We start from the raw sequence: 18,216 nt of genomic DNA, 5'->3' as shown, positions 1-18,216 counted from the left end.
TGGGGGTTTCAACCCCCGGAAGCGAGTCGAATGCAGTTTGTGTGACCTGCCATCTTCAGACGGCTGATGGTGCCATCGGCATTGTCTTTGCCTTTAACCGGGCCGATCACTACGCGATTCCAGCCGTTATTGGTGGTAATGCGTGAGTCAAAGCCTTCAAAGGCCAGCTGGGCACGTACGGTTTCCGCCTGCTCTGCGCCTTTAAAGGATCCGCACTGCACCATCCAGCGACGTTCGTCTTTCTTCTCAGCCGTCTGCTTCGGCGCTTCGGTCTCTTTGGTGACCGGCGCGGCTTTCGGCTGCTGCGCGGTGGTATGCGCAGGGGTTTGCAGCAGATCTTGATACGGCTGCGTGTTGCTATTTTGCTTCGCAGGCTGCGTCTTCGGCTGTTGCGCCGGTTGCGTTTGTGCCACCTTAGGCTGCTGGTACGGCTGTTCCGTCACCCGCGGCTGCGCTTTCGGCTGCTGTACCGTCTGGCTTTGCGCCCACTGTTGCTGCTGCTGAGCCTGCTGCTGCGCCTGGCGCTGACGCTGCAGCGTTTGCTGACGCTGTGCCGGCGTCTGCTCATTCCACGGCACTTCGTTGAGCTGGGTCGGCTGCTGGCGCATATCGGCCTGCATCTGTGCCAGCAGCTGACGCTGTTCGTTGGTTAATTGGTTAGGATCCACCACTTCGCCACCGGCAGAGGGTTCAGTAGGCGCACGCACACCCGGCTGGCGGCTCTCAAGCTCTTTAATATAGCGCCAGCGCTCTTCCGGTTTAGGGGGCAAGCCATTGCCGACCACTTTATTGCCCTGCAGCGCTTCTGCTTCTTCTTTTTTATGGTGCGTAATGAACCAGAGGCCGCCGATAAATGCCACCAGGACCGCCGCCGCGATCGCCACCATAGCCGGTGAGACTGCGGGCAGGCTGCTGCGTTGCGGTTTCCGTGAGCTACTCTTTTTGCGTCGCGAAGGTGCCGGCTGGCCGCGACGTACATAATCTCGTTGTGCCACTATCGTTTCGCTGTATTTTTTCGTTTGTCAGCCCGTCATGTTACTTAAGCGACGGGCCTTTGACCAGATGAGGACGTCTGAAAGGCGTTTACTTTAAGTCAGGGCTTGGGTTGAACCTCTGACGATCAATTCACAGTCCAGTAAACGGGAGCCGCTGCTAACTGTTTGTCCGTTCAGCTGATCCAGTAACAGCAGCATCGCTTCCCGGCCAATATCATAGCGGGGTTGCGCCACCGTCGAGAGTGGAGGATCGCAAAATTCAGACAGAGAAATATTATCGAAGCCGATAATTGAGAGGTCTTTCGGCACTTTCAGACCGCGCCGTTTGGCATAGGAGAGCGCGCCCAACGCCATGACGTCGCTGTGACAGAACACCGCGGTCGGCGGCTGCGGCAATGACAGCAGTTTTTCCAGTGCCAGGCCGCCTGCGGCATAGGTAAAATCGCCGCGGGCGATATAGTGCGGATCCACCGTCGCCCCGGTGCGGCGCAGCGCCTGAACATAGCCCTGCAGGCGATAGTGGCACAGCGGCATCTCTTCCGGTCCGGCGATACAACCGATACGTTTATGGCCCAGCTCCTGCAGATAATTCACGGCGTTGAAGGCGGCGGTGAGGTTATCGATGTGAACGGTAGGCAGTTCCAGCTCAGGCGCGAATTCGTTGGCCATCACCATCGGCGGCAGATTGCGCTGCTCTTCAATGCCGGCATCAAAGGGCAGGCGGGAACCGAGCAGCAGCATGCCGTCGATCTGCTTGGTGATAATCAGGTCGATAAAAGTCTTTTCCTGCTGGTTCTGGTGCGCGCAGTCGCCAATCAGCACCAGGTAGCCCTGGGCGGCGGCGGTCACTTCGATACCGCGAATGATTTCGCTGAAAAAGGGATCGCAGATGTCGGGCACAATGACCAGAATGGTGCGGGATTCGTTCCGTTTGACGTTACGGCCCATAGCCTGGGGCAGATAACCCACCTCCAGCGCAGCCTGCTCAACACGGTTACGCGTGCTCTGAGAGACTTTGTCGGGATTCATTAATGCTCGGGATACCGTTGCCGTTGAGACTTTTGCTTTCAGGGCAACATCTTTCATGGTCGCCGAGGCAACCTCTTTCCTGGACTTCAACTTCTTCTCCTCGCAGGCGTATCACCGCACTTCTGACTGAGTCAGTTTTATCAGATTGCGAATGGAAGCGGTTACAGAATTTTCATAAAAAGTGTGAGTCGTGTTTAATTTTTCGATCCGCCTCCCACCCTTTTTTAGCTTTCGATAGGATCAACGTCCAGGACCCACTTCACTTTACGCGCTTCCGGCAGGGTGTTAATCAACGCCAGCGTGCCGCTGACGATATGCTGTAGCCGCACCCGGGAAGGGTGTTGCAGCAGGATTTGCCAGCGATAGCGTCCGCCGCGTTTGGGGGCCAGGGCCGGAACCGGACCTAAAATCCACAGCTGATTATCCACCAGCGGGCTGGCCTGCAGCAGGTTGCGCAGCTGCTGGAGGAACAGCGGCGCCTGCTGGTTGTTGTGATCCTCGGCGCGGATAATCACATGGCTGGTCCACGGTGGCAGTTGCAGGGTCTGACGCTCCGCCAGCGCCTGTTCGGCGAAGGCGTCGTAGCCTTTATGCAGCAAGGTTTGCAGCAGCGGATGCTCGGGGTGGTGGGTTTGTAGCACCACCTCGCCCTGTTTACCGGCGCGCCCGGCACGGCCTGCCACCTGGGTATAGAGCTGGGCAAAGCGCTCCGCGGAGCGGAAATCAGCCGAGAAGAGCGCCCCGTCGACATCCAGCAGCGCCACCAGGGTCACGTCCGGGAAGTGGTGCCCTTTGGCCAGCATCTGGGTACCGATCAGAATACGCGCTCCGCCGCGATGCACTTCCGCCAGCTGTTGCTCAAGGGCGCCTTTGCGGCTGGTGGTGTCGCGATCGATACGTGAGATAGCCACGCCCGGGAAGAAGGGGGCCAGCGCCTGCTCCAGCTGCTCGGTGCCCAGACCGACCGGCACCATATGGGTCGAGCCGCAGGAGGGACACTGGCGCGGCACTGGTCGCTGGCTGTCGCAGTGGTGGCAGCGCAAATGATGCTGGGCCTGATGCAGGGTATAGTAGTGATCGCAGCGCGGGCACTCGGCGATCCAGCCGCAGTCGTGGCACAGCAGCGCCGGGGCAAAGCCGCGCCGGTTGAGAAACAGGATCACCTGGTTGTCGGCCTGCAGATGCTGGCGCATGCGGGCGATCAGTGCCGGAGCCAACCCCGCCTGCACCGGCTGACCTTTCAGATCCAGTACATGCTGCATGGCAGGACGGGCATTACCCGCCCGCCGCGTCAGGCGTAATAAATGGTATTTTCGCTGGCGCACATTGTGCAGCGTCTCCAGCGCAGGGGTCGCGGAGCCGAGAATGATTGGGATCTGTTCGCTGTGGGCGCGATAGACCGCCAGGTCGCGGGCATGATAGCGCCAGCCCTCCTGCTGTTTATAAGAGCTGTCGTGCTCTTCGTCGATGACGATCACCCCGAGATTTTTAAAGGGTGTAAACAGGGATGAGCGGGTGCCAATCACAATTGCCGCTTCGCCATTTTTCGCTTTCAGCCAGGCGCTGAGGCGCTCGCTGTCGTTTAAGCCGGAGTGCAGCACCTCGACCGGGGCGTTAAAGCGCTCGCGAAAACGGGCGATGGTCTGCGGGGTCAGGCCGATTTCCGGCACCATCACCAGCGCCTGCTTGCCCTGAGCCAGTACATTTTCCAGTACGCTCAGATAGACTTCAGTTTTACCGGAACCGGTCACGCCTGCCAGCAGCCAGGCTGAAAAGCGATCGGACGCGCTGTGGATCGCCCCAACGGCGGTCGCCTGTTCGGTATTGAGCCGCAGACGGTCGCCCGCGACGCTAAAGCCGTCGCGCCAGTCGATAAGCGCCGGCGCTTCGCAGGCCAGTTCGCTCAGCCCTTTTTTACGTAAGCTCTGCAACGCCGCGTCGTTAAAGTCGAGGCTCTCAACCTGATGCCGCCAGATCCTGCCCTGGCGTAACGCCGCCAGTGCCTGCTGCTGTTTCGGGGAGCGTTTCAGGCTATTAATATCTACCGCCTGGCCCTGCTCGGTGGCAAACCAGTACCACATCGGCGCATGGCTGGCGCTTTTGCCCTGTCGCAGCAGAATGGGTAAGGCGTGAAACAGCACATCGCCAATGGGATGATGATAATAGTCGGCCGCCCACAGGAGCAGTCGCCAGACGCTGGAGGAAAAGACTGGCTCGCTGTCCAGCACCTCGACCACGCTTTTGAGTTCACTGAGAGGCAACTCGCTGTGCTGGCTTACGGAGACAACAATGCCCACCCGCTGCTGTTTGCCAAACGGCACATTCACGCGACAGCCCGCCTCAGCCTGCATGTTGTCTGGCAGCAGGTAGTCAAAGGTGCGGGGAAGCGGAACGGGCAGGGCAACGTGAGCAACGGGCATCGAATCTTCCTGACTTGAAAAGTGGCGCGTTAGTATACACATTAGTGAAAGGCGGCGTGCGGATCAGTTTGCATACCCTGGTTAAATTCTGTATGATTCGCCGCCTTTGGTGCACTTTGCATCAAAGAACTTACATTCAACATCGCGTGGTGTCTGGCGTTAGGGCTGGAAGAGCGACGCGGCCTTAACTGAGGTTCTCCCATGAAAAAAGATATCCATCCTAAATACGAAATGATTACTGCAAACTGCTCTTGCGGTAACTCTATCCAGATCCGCTCCACCGTGGGTCACGATCTGAACCTGGACGTGTGCGGCCAGTGCCACCCGTTCTACACTGGTAAGCAGCGTGACGTTGCAACCGGTGGCCGTGTTGACCGCTTCAACAAGCGTTTCAGCATCCCGGGTTCCAAGTAAGTTTCCCGAAAAAAAAGCGCCGCAAGGCGCTTTTTTTGTATCTGTAAATCAGTATTCCCACGTCTCCGGGTCGATACCCAGCTCACGCATGATCACCTTTGCCTCTTCCGGAATTTCATCGCTACGCTCTTTGCGCAGGTCTTCATCGTTCGGCAACGGTTGACCGGTAAACGCGTGCAGGAACGCTTCGCACAGCAGTTCGCTGTTGGTAGCGTGACGCAGGTTATTCACCTGACGACGCGTGCGTTCATCGGTGAGGATCTTTAACACCTTCAGAGGAATGGAAACCGTAATTTTTTTTACTTGTTCACTCTTCTTACCGTGCTCAGCGTATGGGCTGATATATTCGCCGCTCCATTCAGCCATGAGATACCTTTAATCCTCTCTGTCATTAATATGAGGCTGACACCGCAGCGATACGCCGGGGTACGAGCCATAATCGCGCGTAGTTTACCGTAGAGATGCCGTTGTGACACGGATATTGCCTCTGCGGTATGCGCTAAAGCATATAATTTTAACGGCTATTTGCGCATTGCTCAATCTATACGCAAAGAAGTTTAGATGTCCAGATGTATTGACGTCCATATAATCAATGTTTACTCTGGTGCCTGACTTTTCATCCATTAATCCAGGAAGCCTTCACCATGACGCGTAAACAGGCCACCATCGCAGTGCGTAGCGGATTGAATGATGACGAACAGTACGGCTGCGTTGTCCCGCCGATTCACCTCTCCAGTACCTATAACTTCACCGGATTTAATGAACCACGCGCCCATGACTACTCGCGCCGTGGTAACCCTACGCGTGATGTCACCCAGCGCGCGCTGGCGGAGCTGGAAGGTGGCGCAGGTGCGGTGATGACCAATACCGGCATGTCGGCTATTCACCTGGTGACCACGGTGTTCCTGAAACCAGGCGATCTGCTGGTGGCCCCGCACGACTGTTACGGTGGCAGCTACCGCCTGTTTGACAGCCTGGCGAAGCGTGGCTGCTATCGCGTGCTGTTTGTCGATCAAGGTGATGAGCAGGCGCTGAAACAGGCGCTGGCAGAAAAACCGAAGCTGGTATTAATCGAAAGTCCGAGCAATCCGCTGCTGCGCGTCGTGGACATTGCAAAAATTTGTCAGCTTGCAAGGGATGCGGGAGCGATAAGTGTAGTGGATAATACCTTCCTCAGTCCGGCGCTACAGAACCCGCTGGCACTGGGAGCAGACCTGGTATTGCATTCATGCACCAAATATCTGAACGGCCACTCGGACGTGGTTGCCGGGGTGGTGATTGCGAAAGATCCGGAGGTTGTCACCGAACTGGCATGGTGGGCGAATAACATCGGCGTCACCGGCAGCGCGTTCGACAGCTATCTGCTGCTGCGTGGGCTGCGCACCCTGTCGCCGCGTATGGATGTGGCGCAGCGTAATGCCCAGGCAATTGTCGATTTCCTGAAGACCCAGCCGCTGGTGAAAAAGCTCTATCACCCGTCGCTGCCGGAGAATCAGGGACACGAGATTGCGGCGCGTCAACAAAAGGGTTTTGGCGCGATGTTAAGTTTTGAGCTGGATGGCGATGAGCAGACGCTACGTCGCTTCCTGAGCGGGCTGTCACTGTTTACGCTGGCGGAATCTTTAGGTGGGGTTGAAAGTTTGATCTCCCACGCCGCCACCATGACGCACGCAGGCATGGCGCCAGAAGCGCGTGCCGCCGCCGGGATCTCCGAGACGCTGTTGCGTATCTCAACCGGTATTGAAGATTGTGAAGATTTAATTGCCGATCTGGAAAATGGCTTCCGGATCGCAGCCAAGGGGTAATCATGAGTGTGATAGCGCAGGCAGGGGCGAAGGGTCGCCAGCTGCACAAGTTTGGTGGTAGTAGTCTTGCTGATGTGAAATGTTACCTGCGGGTCGCGGGGATCATGGCAGAGTATTCGATGCCGGGGGACATGATGGTTGTCTCTGCGGCGGGCAGCACCACCAACCAGTTGATTAGCTGGCTGAAGTTAAGCCAGACCGATCGTCTCTCTGCGCATCAGGTTCAACAAGCGTTACGCCGTTATCAGAGTGAATTGATCGCCGGGTTACTGCCTGCCGACGTGGCCGATGGCCTGATCAGCAACTTTATCCAGGATCTGGAGCGGCTGGCCGCTTTACTCGACAGCGGCGTGACCGATGCCGTTTACGCCGAGGTGGTGGGCCACGGTGAAGTGTGGTCTGCCCGTCTGATGGCGGCGGTTCTGCAACAGCAGGGGCTGGAGGCCGCATGGCTGGACGCGCGGGACTTCCTGCGTGCCGAACGTGGCGCTCAGCCGCAGGTTGATGAAGGCCTCTCTTATCCGCTACTCCAGCAGCTGCTGGTACAGCATCCGAATAAACGTATTGTCGTGACCGGCTTTATCAGCCGCAGCAACGCGGGTGAAACCGTGCTGCTGGGGCGTAACGGCTCCGACTACTCTGCAACACAGATTGGTGCGCTGGCGGGCGTGTCGCGCGTCACCATCTGGAGCGACGTGGCGGGCGTCTATAGCGCCGACCCACGCAAGGTCAAAGATGCCTGCCTGCTGCCGCTGCTGCGTCTCGATGAAGCCAGCGAGCTGGCCCGTCTGGCGGCCCCGGTTCTCCACGCCCGTACCCTGCAGCCGGTTTCCGGCAGCGATATCGATCTGCAGCTGCGCTGTAGCTATACGCCGGATCAGGGTTCCACCCGCATTGAGCGCGTGCTGGCTTCCGGCACCGGGGCGCGTATTGTCACCAGCCATGACGATATCTGCCTGATTGAGTTCCTCGTTCCTGCTGGTCAGGATTTCAAACTGGCGCATAAAGAGATCGACCTGATCCTCAAGCGTGCCCAGGTGCGCCCGCTGGCCGTGGGTGTGCATACCGATCGTCACCTGCTGCAGTTCTGCTACACCGCCGAAGTGGCCGACAGCGCGCTGAAGATTCTCGATGAAGCGGGCCTGCCGGGCGAGCTTCGTCTGCGTCAGGGGCTGGCGCTGATTGCGATGGTGGGCGCGGGCGTCACCCGTAACCCGCTGCACTGCCACCGTTTCTGGCAGCAGTTGAAAGGGCAGCCGGTTGAATTTACCTGGCAGTCCGAGGAGGGCATCAGCCTGGTGGCGGTCATGCGTACCGGGCCAACGGAGAGTCTGATCCAGGGCCTGCACCAGTCGCTGTTCCGCGCCGAAAAACGCATCGGTCTGATGCTGTTTGGCAAAGGGAATATCGGTTCCCGCTGGCTGGAGCTGTTTGCCCGCGAGCAAACCACGCTCTCGGCGCGTACCGGTTTTGAATTTGTACTGGCGGGCGTGGTGGACAGCCGCCGCAGCCTGCTCAGTTATGAAGGGCTGGACGCCAGCCGTGCGCTGGCCTTCTTCAACGATGAAGCCATCGAGCAGGATGAAGAGTCGCTGTTCCTGTGGATGCGTGCCCACCCCTATGATGATCTGGTGGTGCTGGATGTCACCGCCAGCGAGCAGCTGGCCGATCAGTATCTTGATTTCGCCAGCCACGGCTTCCACGTCATCAGCGCTAACAAACTGGCGGGGGCCAGCAATACCCGCAACTATCGTCAGATCCACGACGCCTTTGAAAAAACGGGCCGTCACTGGCTCTACAACGCCACCGTTGGTGCCGGTCTGCCGGTGAACCACACCGTGCGCGATCTGATCGATAGCGGCGACAGCATTCTGGCGATCAGCGGTATCTTCTCCGGCACCCTGTCATGGCTGTTCCTGCAGTTTGATGGCACCGTGCCGTTCACCGACCTGGTGGATCAGGCGTGGCAGCAGGGGCTGACCGAGCCGGACCCGCGCGTTGACCTCTCCGGCAAAGACGTGATGCGTAAGCTGGTGATCCTGGCGCGTGAAGCGGGCTACGACATCGAGCCGAATCAGGTGCGCGTGGAGTCGCTGGTGCCAGCGGGCTGCGAAGAGGGGTCTGTCGATCACTTCTTCGAGAACGGTGAAGCGCTGAACGAGCAGATGCTACAGCGGCTGGAAGCGGCGCGCGAAATGGGTCTGGTGCTGCGCTACGTGGCGCGTTTCGATGCCAACGGCAAGGCGCGCGTTGGGGTTGAGGCTGTCCGCCCGGAACATCCGCTGGCGGCGCTGCTGCCGTGCGATAACGTCTTTGCCATCGAAAGCCGCTGGTATCGCGATAACCCGCTGGTGATCCGTGGTCCAGGCGCGGGCCGCGACGTCACCGCCGGGGCGATCCAGTCCGATATCAACCGTCTGGCACAACTGCTGTAAAACCCTATGCCCGGTGGCGCAACGCTTACCGGGCCTTCTTTTTTCCCATCCTGAACTTTTTTCATCTTCCCTGAGCATTCCTCACCGTCAATGGTGATATTTTCAGTTGACGCCAGTCCGCTTTTCCGTCATTTTTACATCTGGACGTCTAAACGTATAGAAGTTCGAAGCATAATAAACAACGACACGCGATTGATGAGGTAAGGTATGAGCTTTTTTCACGCCAACCAGCGGGAAGCCCTGAATCAGAGCCTGGCAGAAGTAAACGGCCAGATTAACGTCTCTTTTGAATTTTTCCCGCCGCGCACCAGTGAAATGGAGCAGACCCTGTGGGCCTCTATCGATCGCCTGAGCAGCCTGAAGCCGAAATTTGTCTCCGTGACCTACGGCGCCAACTCCGGCGAGCGCGACCGCACGCACAGTATCATCAAGGGCATTAAGGATCGTACCGGTCTGGAGGCTGCCCCGCATCTGACCTGTATCGATGCCACCCGCGACGAGCTGCGCACCATCGCCCAGGATTACTGGAATAACGGTATCCGCCACATCGTGGCCCTGCGTGGCGACCTGCCGCCGGGCAGCGGTAAGCCGGACATGTATGCGACCGATCTGGTAACGCTGCTGAAAGAGGTGGGCGATTTCGACATCTCCGTTGCGGCTTACCCGGAAGTGCACCCGGAAGCGAAAAGCGCCCAGGCGGACCTGCTCAACCTGAAGCGCAAAGTGGATGCGGGTGCCAATCGCGCCATCACCCAGTTTTTCTTTGATGTTGAAAGCTATCTGCGTTTCCGTGACCGCTGCGTCTCTGCCGGCATCGACGTGGAAATTATCCCTGGCATCCTGCCGGTTTCTAACTTTAAGCAGGCCAAGAAATTTGCCGACATGACCAACGTGCGTATCCCGCACTGGATGGCGAAGATGTATGAAGGCCTGGACGATGACGCCGAAACCCGCAAGCTGGTGGGTGCCAGTATCGCCATGGATATGGTGAAGATTTTAAGCCGCGAAGGGGTGAAGGATTTCCATTTCTATACCCTCAACCGCGCCGAAATGAGCTACGCGATCTGCCACACGTTAGGGGTTCGCCCGGGTCTGTAAAGACCAGGCCCTCAGTAAGATGAGGGCTTTTTTATTTCAGCCGGATAACAACGGTATTAACTATCAAATCTGTGGATTGTTTCAATTATCTCTTATTCCCGGTGGTGTATATCCTAACGATAAAACCATAGAGGGAGCAGAGCGATGAGTACGTCCGACGAGAACCAGAATTCAGGTAAGTGCCCTTTCCATCAGGGCAGTTATGACAAGAGTGCAGGTGCCGGCACCAACAGCCGGGACTGGTGGCCTAAACAACTTCGTATTGATCTTCTCAACCAGCATTCCGAACGTTCCAACCCGCTAGGCAAAGACTTCAACTACCGCAAAGAATTCAGCAAGCTGGATTACTCCGCTCTGAAAGGCGATCTGAAAGCGCTCCTGACCGATTCTCAACCGTGGTGGCCTGCAGACTGGGGCAGCTATGCCGGTCTGTTCATTCGCATGGCGTGGCACGGCGCGGGCACCTATCGCTCTGTAGACGGGCGCGGCGGCGCAGGCCGCGGTCAACAGCGTTTTTCTCCGCTTAACTCCTGGCCGGACAACGTCAGCCTCGATAAGGCGCGTCGTCTGCTGTGGCCGATCAAACAAAAATATGGCCAGAAAATCTCCTGGGCCGATCTGTTTATCCTTGCGGGCAACGTGGCGCTGGAGAACTCCGGCTTCAGAACCTTCGGCTTTGGTGCCGGACGCGAAGATGTCTGGGAACCCGATCTGGACGTTAACTGGGGCGATGAAAAAGCCTGGCTGGAGCATCGTCACCCGGAAAGCCTGGCGAAAAGCGCCATTGGCGCCACCGAGATGGGGCTAATTTACGTTAACCCTGAAGGGCCAAACGCCAGCGGTGAACCGCTGTCGGCGGCGGCGGCTATCCGCGCCACCTTTGGCAACATGGGGATGAACGATGAAGAGACCGTCGCGCTGATCGCCGGCGGCCATACGCTGGGTAAAACCCACGGGGCAGGGGAAGCCAGCCATGTGGGTGTCGACCCGGAAGGCGGTCCGCTTGAGGCTCAGGGCCTGGGCTGGGCCAGCACCCACGGTACCGGTATCGGGGCGGACGCCATTACCTCCGGCCTGGAGGTGATCTGGTCCCAGACGCCGACCCAGTGGAGCAACTACTTCTTTGAGAACCTCTACAAATACGACTGGGTGCAAACCCGCAGTCCGGCTGGTGCTATCCAGTTCGAAGCGTCGAATGCGCCGGAAATCATGCCGGATCCCTTCGACCCGTCGAAAAAACGTAAACCGACCATGCTGGTGACCGACCTGACGCTACGTTTCGATCCGGAATTCGACAAAATTTCCCGTCGTTTCCTCAACGATCCGCAGGCCTTTAACGAAGCCTTCGCCCGCGCATGGTTCAAACTGACCCACCGTGATATGGGGCCGATTTCCCGTTATATCGGGCCAGAAGTGCCGAAAGAAGAGCTGATTTGGCAGGATCCGCTGCCGCAGCCGTTCTTCCACCCGACTGCTGAAGATATCGAAAGCCTGAAGGCGGATATTGCGGCTTCTGGCCTGTCGGTGAGCGAGCTGGTGTCGGTGGCATGGGCGTCGGCTTCCACCTTCCGCGGTGGCGATAAGCGTGGCGGGGCCAACGGCGCACGTCTGGCGCTGGCACCGCAGCGTAGCTGGGATGTCAACGCCGTCGCCGCGCGTGTACTGCCGGTGCTGGAAGGGATCTATAAATCGGCGCATAAAGCGTCGCTGGCGGACATCATCGTGCTGGCCGGTGTGGTGGGCGTTGAGCAGGCGGCGAAAGCGGCAGGCTTCAACATCACCGTACCGTTTACGCCAGGCCGCGTTGATGCGCGCCAGGATCAGACCGATATCGGCATGTTTACCCTGCTGCAGCCGGTTGCCGATGGCTTCCGTAACTACCGGGCGGCGATTGACGTCTCCACCACCGAATCGTTGCTGATTGATAAAGCGCAGCAGCTGACGCTGACCGCGCCAGAGATGACGGTGTTGCTGGGCGGGCTGCGTGTGCTGGGCGCCAACTTTGATGGCGGTAAGAGCGGCGTCTTTACCGACCGCGTGGGCGTACTCAGCACTGACTTCTTCGTCAATCTGCTGGATATGGGCACACAGTGGAAAGCCACCGATGAATCCAGCGAGCTGTTTGAAGGTCGCGACCGCGTGAGCGGGGAAGTGAAATACCTGGCGAGCCGTGCCGACCTGGTGTTCGGTTCTAACTCCGTGCTGCGCGCCCTGGCGGAGGTTTACGCCAGCAGCGATGCCCACGAGAAGTTCGTGAAGGACTTTGTCGCGGCATGGGTGAAAGTGATGAACCTCGACCGGTTCGATCTGCTGTAAACAGAAAATCCCCGCTCCGGCGGGGATTTTTTTGCCCGGCGGCGCTACGCTTGCACGGGCCTACGGGTTTTGTAGGCCGGGTAAGGCGCAGCCGCCACCCGGCAATAAGGGCTACTCCCACTCCTGCATAAAACGCTGGCCGTACTGGTCGGCCACCAGCAAGGCGGCATAGACCTGATCCGCCGTTGTCCCGCCCGGCATGTTATGGATGGTTTCATCTTTCGCACAGGCTGCTGTCGCCACCAGGCGCATTTTGGCGGGGATATCTTCGGTAATATCCAGCTGCGCCAGCGTGATGGGCAACCCTACGCTGTGGCAGAGTGCCGCGACGGTTTCAATCTCTTCAACCGGGGCATTCTCTAGCACCAGCTGGGTCAGCGTGCCAAACGCCACTTTCTCGCCGTGATAGTAATGATGGGCGTCCGGAATGGCGGTCAGGCCGTTATGAATGGCGTGGGCCGCTGCCAGCCCACCGCTTTCAAAACCGACGCCGCTCAGATAGGTGTTGGCTTCAATGACCCGCTCAAGGGCAGGAGTCACCACGTGCTGCTCTGCCGCCAGCATCGCTTTTTCACCCTCTTCAATCAGGGTGTTGTAGCACAGTTCGGCCAGCGCCAGCGCGGCCTGGGTGCATTTGCCTCCCGCCATGGTGGTGGCGCCGCTGCGTGAGCAGGCCCGGGCTTCAAACCAGGTTGCCAGCGCGTCGCCGATGCCGGCTGCCAGCAGACGTGCAGGCGCCTCTGCCACCACTTTGGTATCCACAATCACGATGTTCGGGTTATGCGGCAGCATCAGGTAGCGATCAAATTCCCCGCTGTCGGTGTAGATAACAGAAAGCGCGCTGCAGGGTGCATCAGTAGAGGCAATGGTCGGGGCGATGGCGACCGGGACATCCATGAAATGCGCCAGTGCTTTAGCGGTATCCAGTGTTTTACCGCCGCCGATGCCGAGGATTGCCTGGCAATCTGCACTTTTCGCCAGCTTGCGCAGCCGGTCAATCTCGTTCTGCGAACATTCGCCGCCAAATGGCGCAATTTCTACGTACAGTTCCGCCTGTTTAAAACTCTGACGCAGCGTCTCTTCCGCAAAGCCCAGCACAAATTTATCGCCCACCACCAGCCAGCGCGCCGCCAGCGGTTTTAGGTAGTCACCGAGGCGTGAGAGCACATCTGCACCCTGAATGTATTTGCCAGGCGATTGAATAATACGATCCATCCTATGTCTCCTTTACAGGTTGAGGCTACCAAACGCGTTTTTCCAGTCCTGCTCAAACTTGTCTATGGCTGACTCTACCGCTGGCGTATTGAGCATTTGTTGCGCTACATCAGTCGGCAGGGTGATCGCTTCACAACCGGCGAGCAGGCAGTCCAGCGCCTGACGTGGCGTTTTGAAGCTGGCGGCCAGCACGCTGCTCCCTGGCGCATGCATTTCCAGCAGGCTTTGCAGTTCCTGTACCGTGCGGATCCCGTCGCCCCCCTGGGCATCCACGCGATTGACGTAGGGCGCGATGTATTTCGCCCCGGCTAACGCCGCCAGCAAACCTTGTGAGGCGCTGTAAACTGCGGTGCCGAGCGTAGTAATACCGTCTTTTTTAAGGGCTTTAATCGCGGCCAGTCCTTCAGCGTTAACCGGAATTTTGACCACAATAGTGGGGATCGCTTTACGCAGGCGTCTGGCTTCGGCAATCATCCCTTCGGCGTCGCGGCTCATTGTCTGGGCGAACAGGATGCCCTGCGGGCCGATGACGTTCTGCAGGCGCGGCAGGACTTCCCAGAGCGGCTCTCCGCTGGCGGCAATGATGCTCGGGTTGGTGGTCACACCGGCAATGGGAAAGATGCGGGCAAGGCGTTCAACGTCCGCCACGTTGGCGGTATCCAGATACAGTTCCATTATTTTTCCTTAAGTCAGCGGGTATGAATTAAGGATACGGCGGGCCAGATGGCGTGAACCAGAAGTCAAATTTGCCAAATACTGGACAAATGTAAGGTCCTTAGCGAAGTGAGAGGACGATCACAATGCTAGTTTTTGGCAGTGAGCTGGCTGTGATACTGGCGGCGATATTCCGAAGGCGAGCGCTCCGTGTGCCTGCGAAACAGTCGACAGAAGTAGTTGCTGTCGGCAAAGCCGCAATGCGCGGCGATATCTTTAATTTTCAGATCGTAGCCTTTGAGCAAATGCCGGGCATGTTCGAGACGAACGTGGGTCAGATATTCATTAAACCCAACGCTGCCGGTCTTTTGAAAAAGGTGAGAAAGGTAGTTCGGTGAAATATAAAACGCCTGTGCCACCGACTCGCGGGTAAGTGGGGTGGCATGGTGTTCTTCGATATAGCGACGAAGGGCTTCAAACAGCGCCCGGCCGCGGGAGGCGGTGTGGATATCGCTGCCCAGCAGATCGCGGCAGTGACTTAGCAGGCTTAACACCACCAGTCTGGCCGTCTCCTGTTCATCCGGCTGCATCTGCAACTCCGCGAGCGTTTGCAGCAGAAAGGCACCCGTTCTCGGGCCGCGCCTGGCAACCTGCTGTTGGCATAAAACGGTACTGTCACGCTGGAGTTGAATCGTCAGCTGCTGCTTACCGAAGCTGATGCTGAGTAGGGTGACGGACGGAAGATCGTCAATAAACCCGACGGAAGAGAAGACCGCATCATGCGTTTCGCCTTCAGGAACAATGACCAGACGAGGAGAAGTATGGGGAACCCGTTCGGCCAAAGGCGCAAAATGCACCTGACGCAGCGGCGGCGTACCCTTTATCAGGTCAGTCAGAATAGAGGTGATATCGTGGTGCATAGTGGAGGTTCTGAGGTAATGCCCGGCGGTGCTGCGCTTGCCGGGCCTGCGTGATGCCTTTGTAGGCCGGGTAAGCGCAAGCGCCACCCGGCAGAACCCATTAGCCGGTGTTACGCATTCCCGCCGCAACGCCCGCGATGGTGACCATCAGCGCTTGTTCCACGCGCGGATCTGGCTCCTGACCCTCTTCTTCCGCTTTACGCGAACGGTACAGCAGCTCTGCCTGCAGAACGTTCAGCGGGTCGGTGTAGATGTTACGCAGCTGGATAGACTCCGCAATCCACGGCAGATCGGCCATCAGGTGGGAATCGTTGGCGATAGCCAGCACCACTTTGATGTCGCCTTCCAGCAGTTCGCGCAGCTCTTTACCCAGCGTCCACAGCTCCGGTTTTACCAGGCGCTGGTCGTAGTATTCCGCCAGCCACAGGTCGACTTTGGAGAAGACCATCTCCAGCATGCCCAGACGGGTGGAGAAGAACGGCCAGTCGCGGCACATGGTCTCCAGTTCGCTCTGCTTGCCATCGTCCACCACCTTTTGCAGCGCGGCACCGGCACCCAGCCAGGCCGGGAGCATCAGGCGGTTTTGCGTCCACGCGAAGATCCACGGGATGGCACGCAGGGATTCTACGCCACCGGTCGGGCGACGCTTGGCCGGACGGGAGCCGAGCGGCAGTTTACCCAGCTCCTGCTCCGGTGTCGCCGAACGGAAGTAAGGGACGAAATCTTTGTTTTCACGCACGTAGCCGCGGTACAGATCGCAGGAGATGTCCGACAGCTCGTCCATAATATGGCACCAGGCGGCTTTCGGCTCTGGCGGCGGCAGCAGGTTGGCTTCCAGGATGGCGCTGGTGTAGAGCGACAGGCTGCTGATGGTCACTTCCGGCAGGCCGTACTTAAAGCGGATCATCTCGCCCTGTTCGGTCACACGCAGGCCGCCTTTCAGGCTGCCCGGCGGCTGGGATAGCAGCGCCGCATGCGCTGGCGCACCGCCACGACCGATAGAGCCGCCGCGACCGTGGAACAGGGTCAGTTCAATACCGGCTTTCTCGCAGGTCTTGATCAGTGCGTCCTGCGCCTGATACTGCGCCCAGGATGCTGCCATTACGCCCGCGTCTTTTGCGGAGTCGGAATAGCCAATCATCACCATCTGTTTGCCCTGAATAAAGCCGCGATACCAGTCGATGTTCAGCAGCTGGGTCATCACGTCGTTAGCGTTGTTCAGGTCATCAAGGGTTTCGAACAGCGGTGCCACCGGCAGGGCATAGTCGATGCCCGCTTCTTTCAGCAGCAGATGAACACCCAGCACGTCGGATGGGGTCTTCGCCATGGAGATCACATAGGCGGCCACCGATCCTTTCGGCGCATCAACGATCGCTTTGCAGGTGTTGAGTACTTCGCGGGTTTCGTTGCTTGGCTCCCAGTTGCGCGGCAGCAGTGGACGTTTGGAGTTCAGCTCGCGGATCAGGAAGGCCTGTTTGTCAGCTTCTGACCAGCTTTCATAGTCGCCAATGCCGAGATAACGGGTCAGCTCGCCCAGCGCTTCGGTGTGACGGGTGCTCTCCTGACGCACGTCGATACGTACCAGCGGCACGCCAAAACACTTCACGCGGCGCAGGGTGTCGAGCAGTTCGCCGTTGGCGATGATGCCCATACCGCAGGCCTGCAGCGATTTATAGCAGGCATACAGCGGATCCCAGAGCTGCTCGTTCTGGCTCAGCAGTCCTTCTGGCTTCGGCAGACGCTGGCCTTTCAGGCGGGCTTCCAGCCAGGCCTGCGTTGCCAGCAACTGGCCGCGCAGCTTTTTCATCAGATAACGGTACGGCTCGCTGGCACCCTCTTCGCCGGCCAGCTCGCGCAGTTCCGGCGTGGCTTCAACCATCGACAGCTCAGAGATGAGCACCTGAATATCTTTCAGGAACAGGTCGGTGGCTTTCCAGCGGCTCAGCAGCAGTACGTGGCGGGTGATGTCGGCAGTCACATTCGGGTTGCCGTCGCGGTCGCCACCCATCCAGGAGGTAAAGCGCACCGGCACAAAATCCACCGGCAGGCGATAGCCGAGGTTCTCTTCCAGCTGCTCGTTCAGCTCGCGCAGGTAGTTTGGCACCCCTTCCCACAGGCTGTTTTCCACCACCGCAAAGCCCCATTTGGCTTCGTCAACCGGGCTTGGACGGTGCTTACGAATTTCATCGGTATGCCAGGACTGGGCAATCAGCTGGCGCAGACGGCGCATCAGCTGGTTACGTTCATAGTCAGCAATCTCTTTGTTATCCAGCTGCTTCAGGCAGTTGTTCACTTCCACCATTTTGTGGATCAGGGTACGACGGGTGATCTCGGTCGGGTGGGCGGTGAGCACCAGCTCCAGCGACAGGGACTCGACGGCCTTTTTGATGGTGGCTTCGTTAAGATCGGGTTGGTCCTTGAGTTTTCTGAGCGTGCGGGCAATCACTTCCGGGTTGCTGGCCCCTTCGCCATTCGGCGAAATGCTGTGGTACTGCTCGGCGGTGTTTGCCAGGTTCAGGAACTGGCTGAAGGCACGGGCAACAGGGAGCAGTTCGTCGTTGGAGAGGTTCTGCAGCGTGGTGAGCAGCTCCTGACGATTGGCTTCGTTACCCGCGCGGGAAGATTTAGACAGCTTACGGATTGTTTCAACGCGATCGAGAATGTTCTCGCCCAACGCATCCTTGATGGTATCTCCCAGCACCTTGCCGAGCATACTGACATTACTACGCAACGCGGAATATTGTTCGTTCATAAAAACCCAGTCACCCCATCATTTTTGTTTATGCCCGTAAAGCCATCTCGCGGACATTATTTTGTCATCTCCCTTTATAAAGCCACGTAAAACCCCCGTCGTCAATTGCTGCGAAAACGGTTCAGCAAACGAATAAATAGGGGCAATTTACGAAATTTAATTC

At 58.2% G+C, this 18,216-nt stretch carries 13 protein-coding genes; 5 read left to right on the top strand and 8 right to left on the bottom strand.

Annotated features, from left to right (window positions below; all coding sequences use genetic code 11):
• Nucleotides 1-8: 8 nt before the first annotated feature.
• The 3 genes from ftsN to priA form a co-directional block, all read right to left on the bottom strand.
• On the bottom strand, nt 9-995 hold the full coding sequence (ftsN, locus tag DVA44_RS23090) for a cell division protein FtsN (RefSeq protein WP_114388295.1): 987 nt from the start codon (nt 993-995) through the stop codon (nt 9-11).
• Nucleotides 996-1,088: 93 nt separating this feature from the next.
• Nucleotides 1,089-2,114 (bottom strand): DNA-binding transcriptional regulator CytR, encoded by a 1,026-nt coding sequence (cytR, locus tag DVA44_RS23085; RefSeq protein WP_114388294.1) that lies wholly within the window; start codon nt 2,112-2,114, stop codon nt 1,089-1,091.
• Between the two features lie 134 nt (nt 2,115-2,248).
• On the bottom strand, nt 2,249-4,444 hold the full coding sequence (gene priA / locus DVA44_RS23080; RefSeq protein WP_114388293.1) for a primosomal protein N': 2,196 nt from the start codon (nt 4,442-4,444) through the stop codon (nt 2,249-2,251).
• 201 nt (nt 4,445-4,645) lie between these two features.
• On the opposite strand from priA, the gene rpmE reads away from it, so the two are divergent.
• Nucleotides 4,646-4,858: a 50S ribosomal protein L31 gene (gene rpmE / locus DVA44_RS23075; RefSeq protein ID WP_103177500.1), complete on the top strand. Its 213-nt coding sequence runs from the start codon at nt 4,646-4,648 to the stop codon at nt 4,856-4,858.
• Between the two features lie 48 nt (nt 4,859-4,906).
• On the opposite strand, the gene metJ is transcribed toward rpmE, so the two are convergent.
• Complete coding sequence (gene metJ / locus DVA44_RS23070; protein ID WP_015966498.1) at nt 4,907-5,224, bottom strand: met regulon transcriptional regulator MetJ; 318 nt, start codon at nt 5,222-5,224, stop codon at nt 4,907-4,909.
• 278 nt (nt 5,225-5,502) lie between these two features.
• Here metJ and metB point away from each other — a divergent pair, with 278 nt between their 5' ends.
• The 4 genes from metB to katG all read left to right on the top strand — a co-directional run bounded on the left by metB (nt 5,503) and on the right by katG (nt 12,512).
• A complete protein-coding gene (gene metB / locus DVA44_RS23065) occupies nt 5,503-6,663 on the top strand; it encodes a cystathionine gamma-synthase (RefSeq protein WP_103177499.1) in 1,161 nt (386 codons plus the stop codon).
• 2 nt (nt 6,664-6,665) lie between these two features.
• Entirely contained in the window at nt 6,666-9,098 is a 2,433-nt protein-coding gene (locus DVA44_RS23060; RefSeq protein ID WP_103825238.1) for a bifunctional aspartate kinase/homoserine dehydrogenase II, read from the top strand.
• A 207-nt stretch (nt 9,099-9,305) separates the two neighbouring features.
• The gene (gene metF / locus DVA44_RS23055) at nt 9,306-10,196 is read left to right on the top strand and encodes a methylenetetrahydrofolate reductase (RefSeq protein ID WP_114316388.1); all 891 of its coding nucleotides are present in this window, start codon (nt 9,306-9,308) and stop codon (nt 10,194-10,196) included.
• 144 nt (nt 10,197-10,340) lie between these two features.
• Nucleotides 10,341-12,512 (top strand): catalase/peroxidase HPI, encoded by a 2,172-nt coding sequence (gene katG / locus DVA44_RS23050; RefSeq protein ID WP_114316389.1) that lies wholly within the window; start codon nt 10,341-10,343, stop codon nt 12,510-12,512.
• A 111-nt stretch (nt 12,513-12,623) separates the two neighbouring features.
• Here the strand turns inward: katG and DVA44_RS23045 are convergent, their stop codons facing one another.
• The 4 genes from DVA44_RS23045 to ppc all read right to left on the bottom strand — a co-directional run bounded on the left by DVA44_RS23045 (nt 12,624) and on the right by ppc (nt 18,053).
• Nucleotides 12,624-13,727 carry a glycerol dehydrogenase gene (locus DVA44_RS23045; protein ID WP_114388292.1) on the bottom strand — a complete coding sequence of 368 codons (1,104 nt, stop codon included), beginning with the start codon at nt 13,725-13,727 and terminating at the stop codon, nt 12,624-12,626.
• Nucleotides 13,728-13,739: 12 nt separating this feature from the next.
• Nucleotides 13,740-14,402 carry a fructose-6-phosphate aldolase gene (gene fsa / locus DVA44_RS23040; protein ID WP_114388291.1) on the bottom strand — a complete coding sequence of 221 codons (663 nt, stop codon included), beginning with the start codon at nt 14,400-14,402 and terminating at the stop codon, nt 13,740-13,742.
• 128 nt (nt 14,403-14,530) lie between these two features.
• Nucleotides 14,531-15,301, bottom strand: coding sequence for an AraC family transcriptional regulator (locus DVA44_RS23035; protein WP_114388290.1), 771 nt, complete (start codon nt 15,299-15,301; stop codon nt 14,531-14,533).
• A gap of 100 nt (nt 15,302-15,401) precedes the next feature.
• Nucleotides 15,402-18,053 (bottom strand): phosphoenolpyruvate carboxylase, encoded by a 2,652-nt coding sequence (ppc, locus tag DVA44_RS23030; protein ID WP_114316393.1) that lies wholly within the window; start codon nt 18,051-18,053, stop codon nt 15,402-15,404.
• Nucleotides 18,054-18,216: the final 163 nt, after the last annotated feature.

The sequence above is a fragment of the Leclercia sp. W17 genome (genome assembly GCF_003336325.1).
In the GTDB taxonomy this organism is placed as follows: Bacteria; Pseudomonadota; Gammaproteobacteria; order Enterobacterales; family Enterobacteriaceae; genus Enterobacter.
This window is presented reverse-complemented; position numbering and strand designations above follow the sequence as displayed.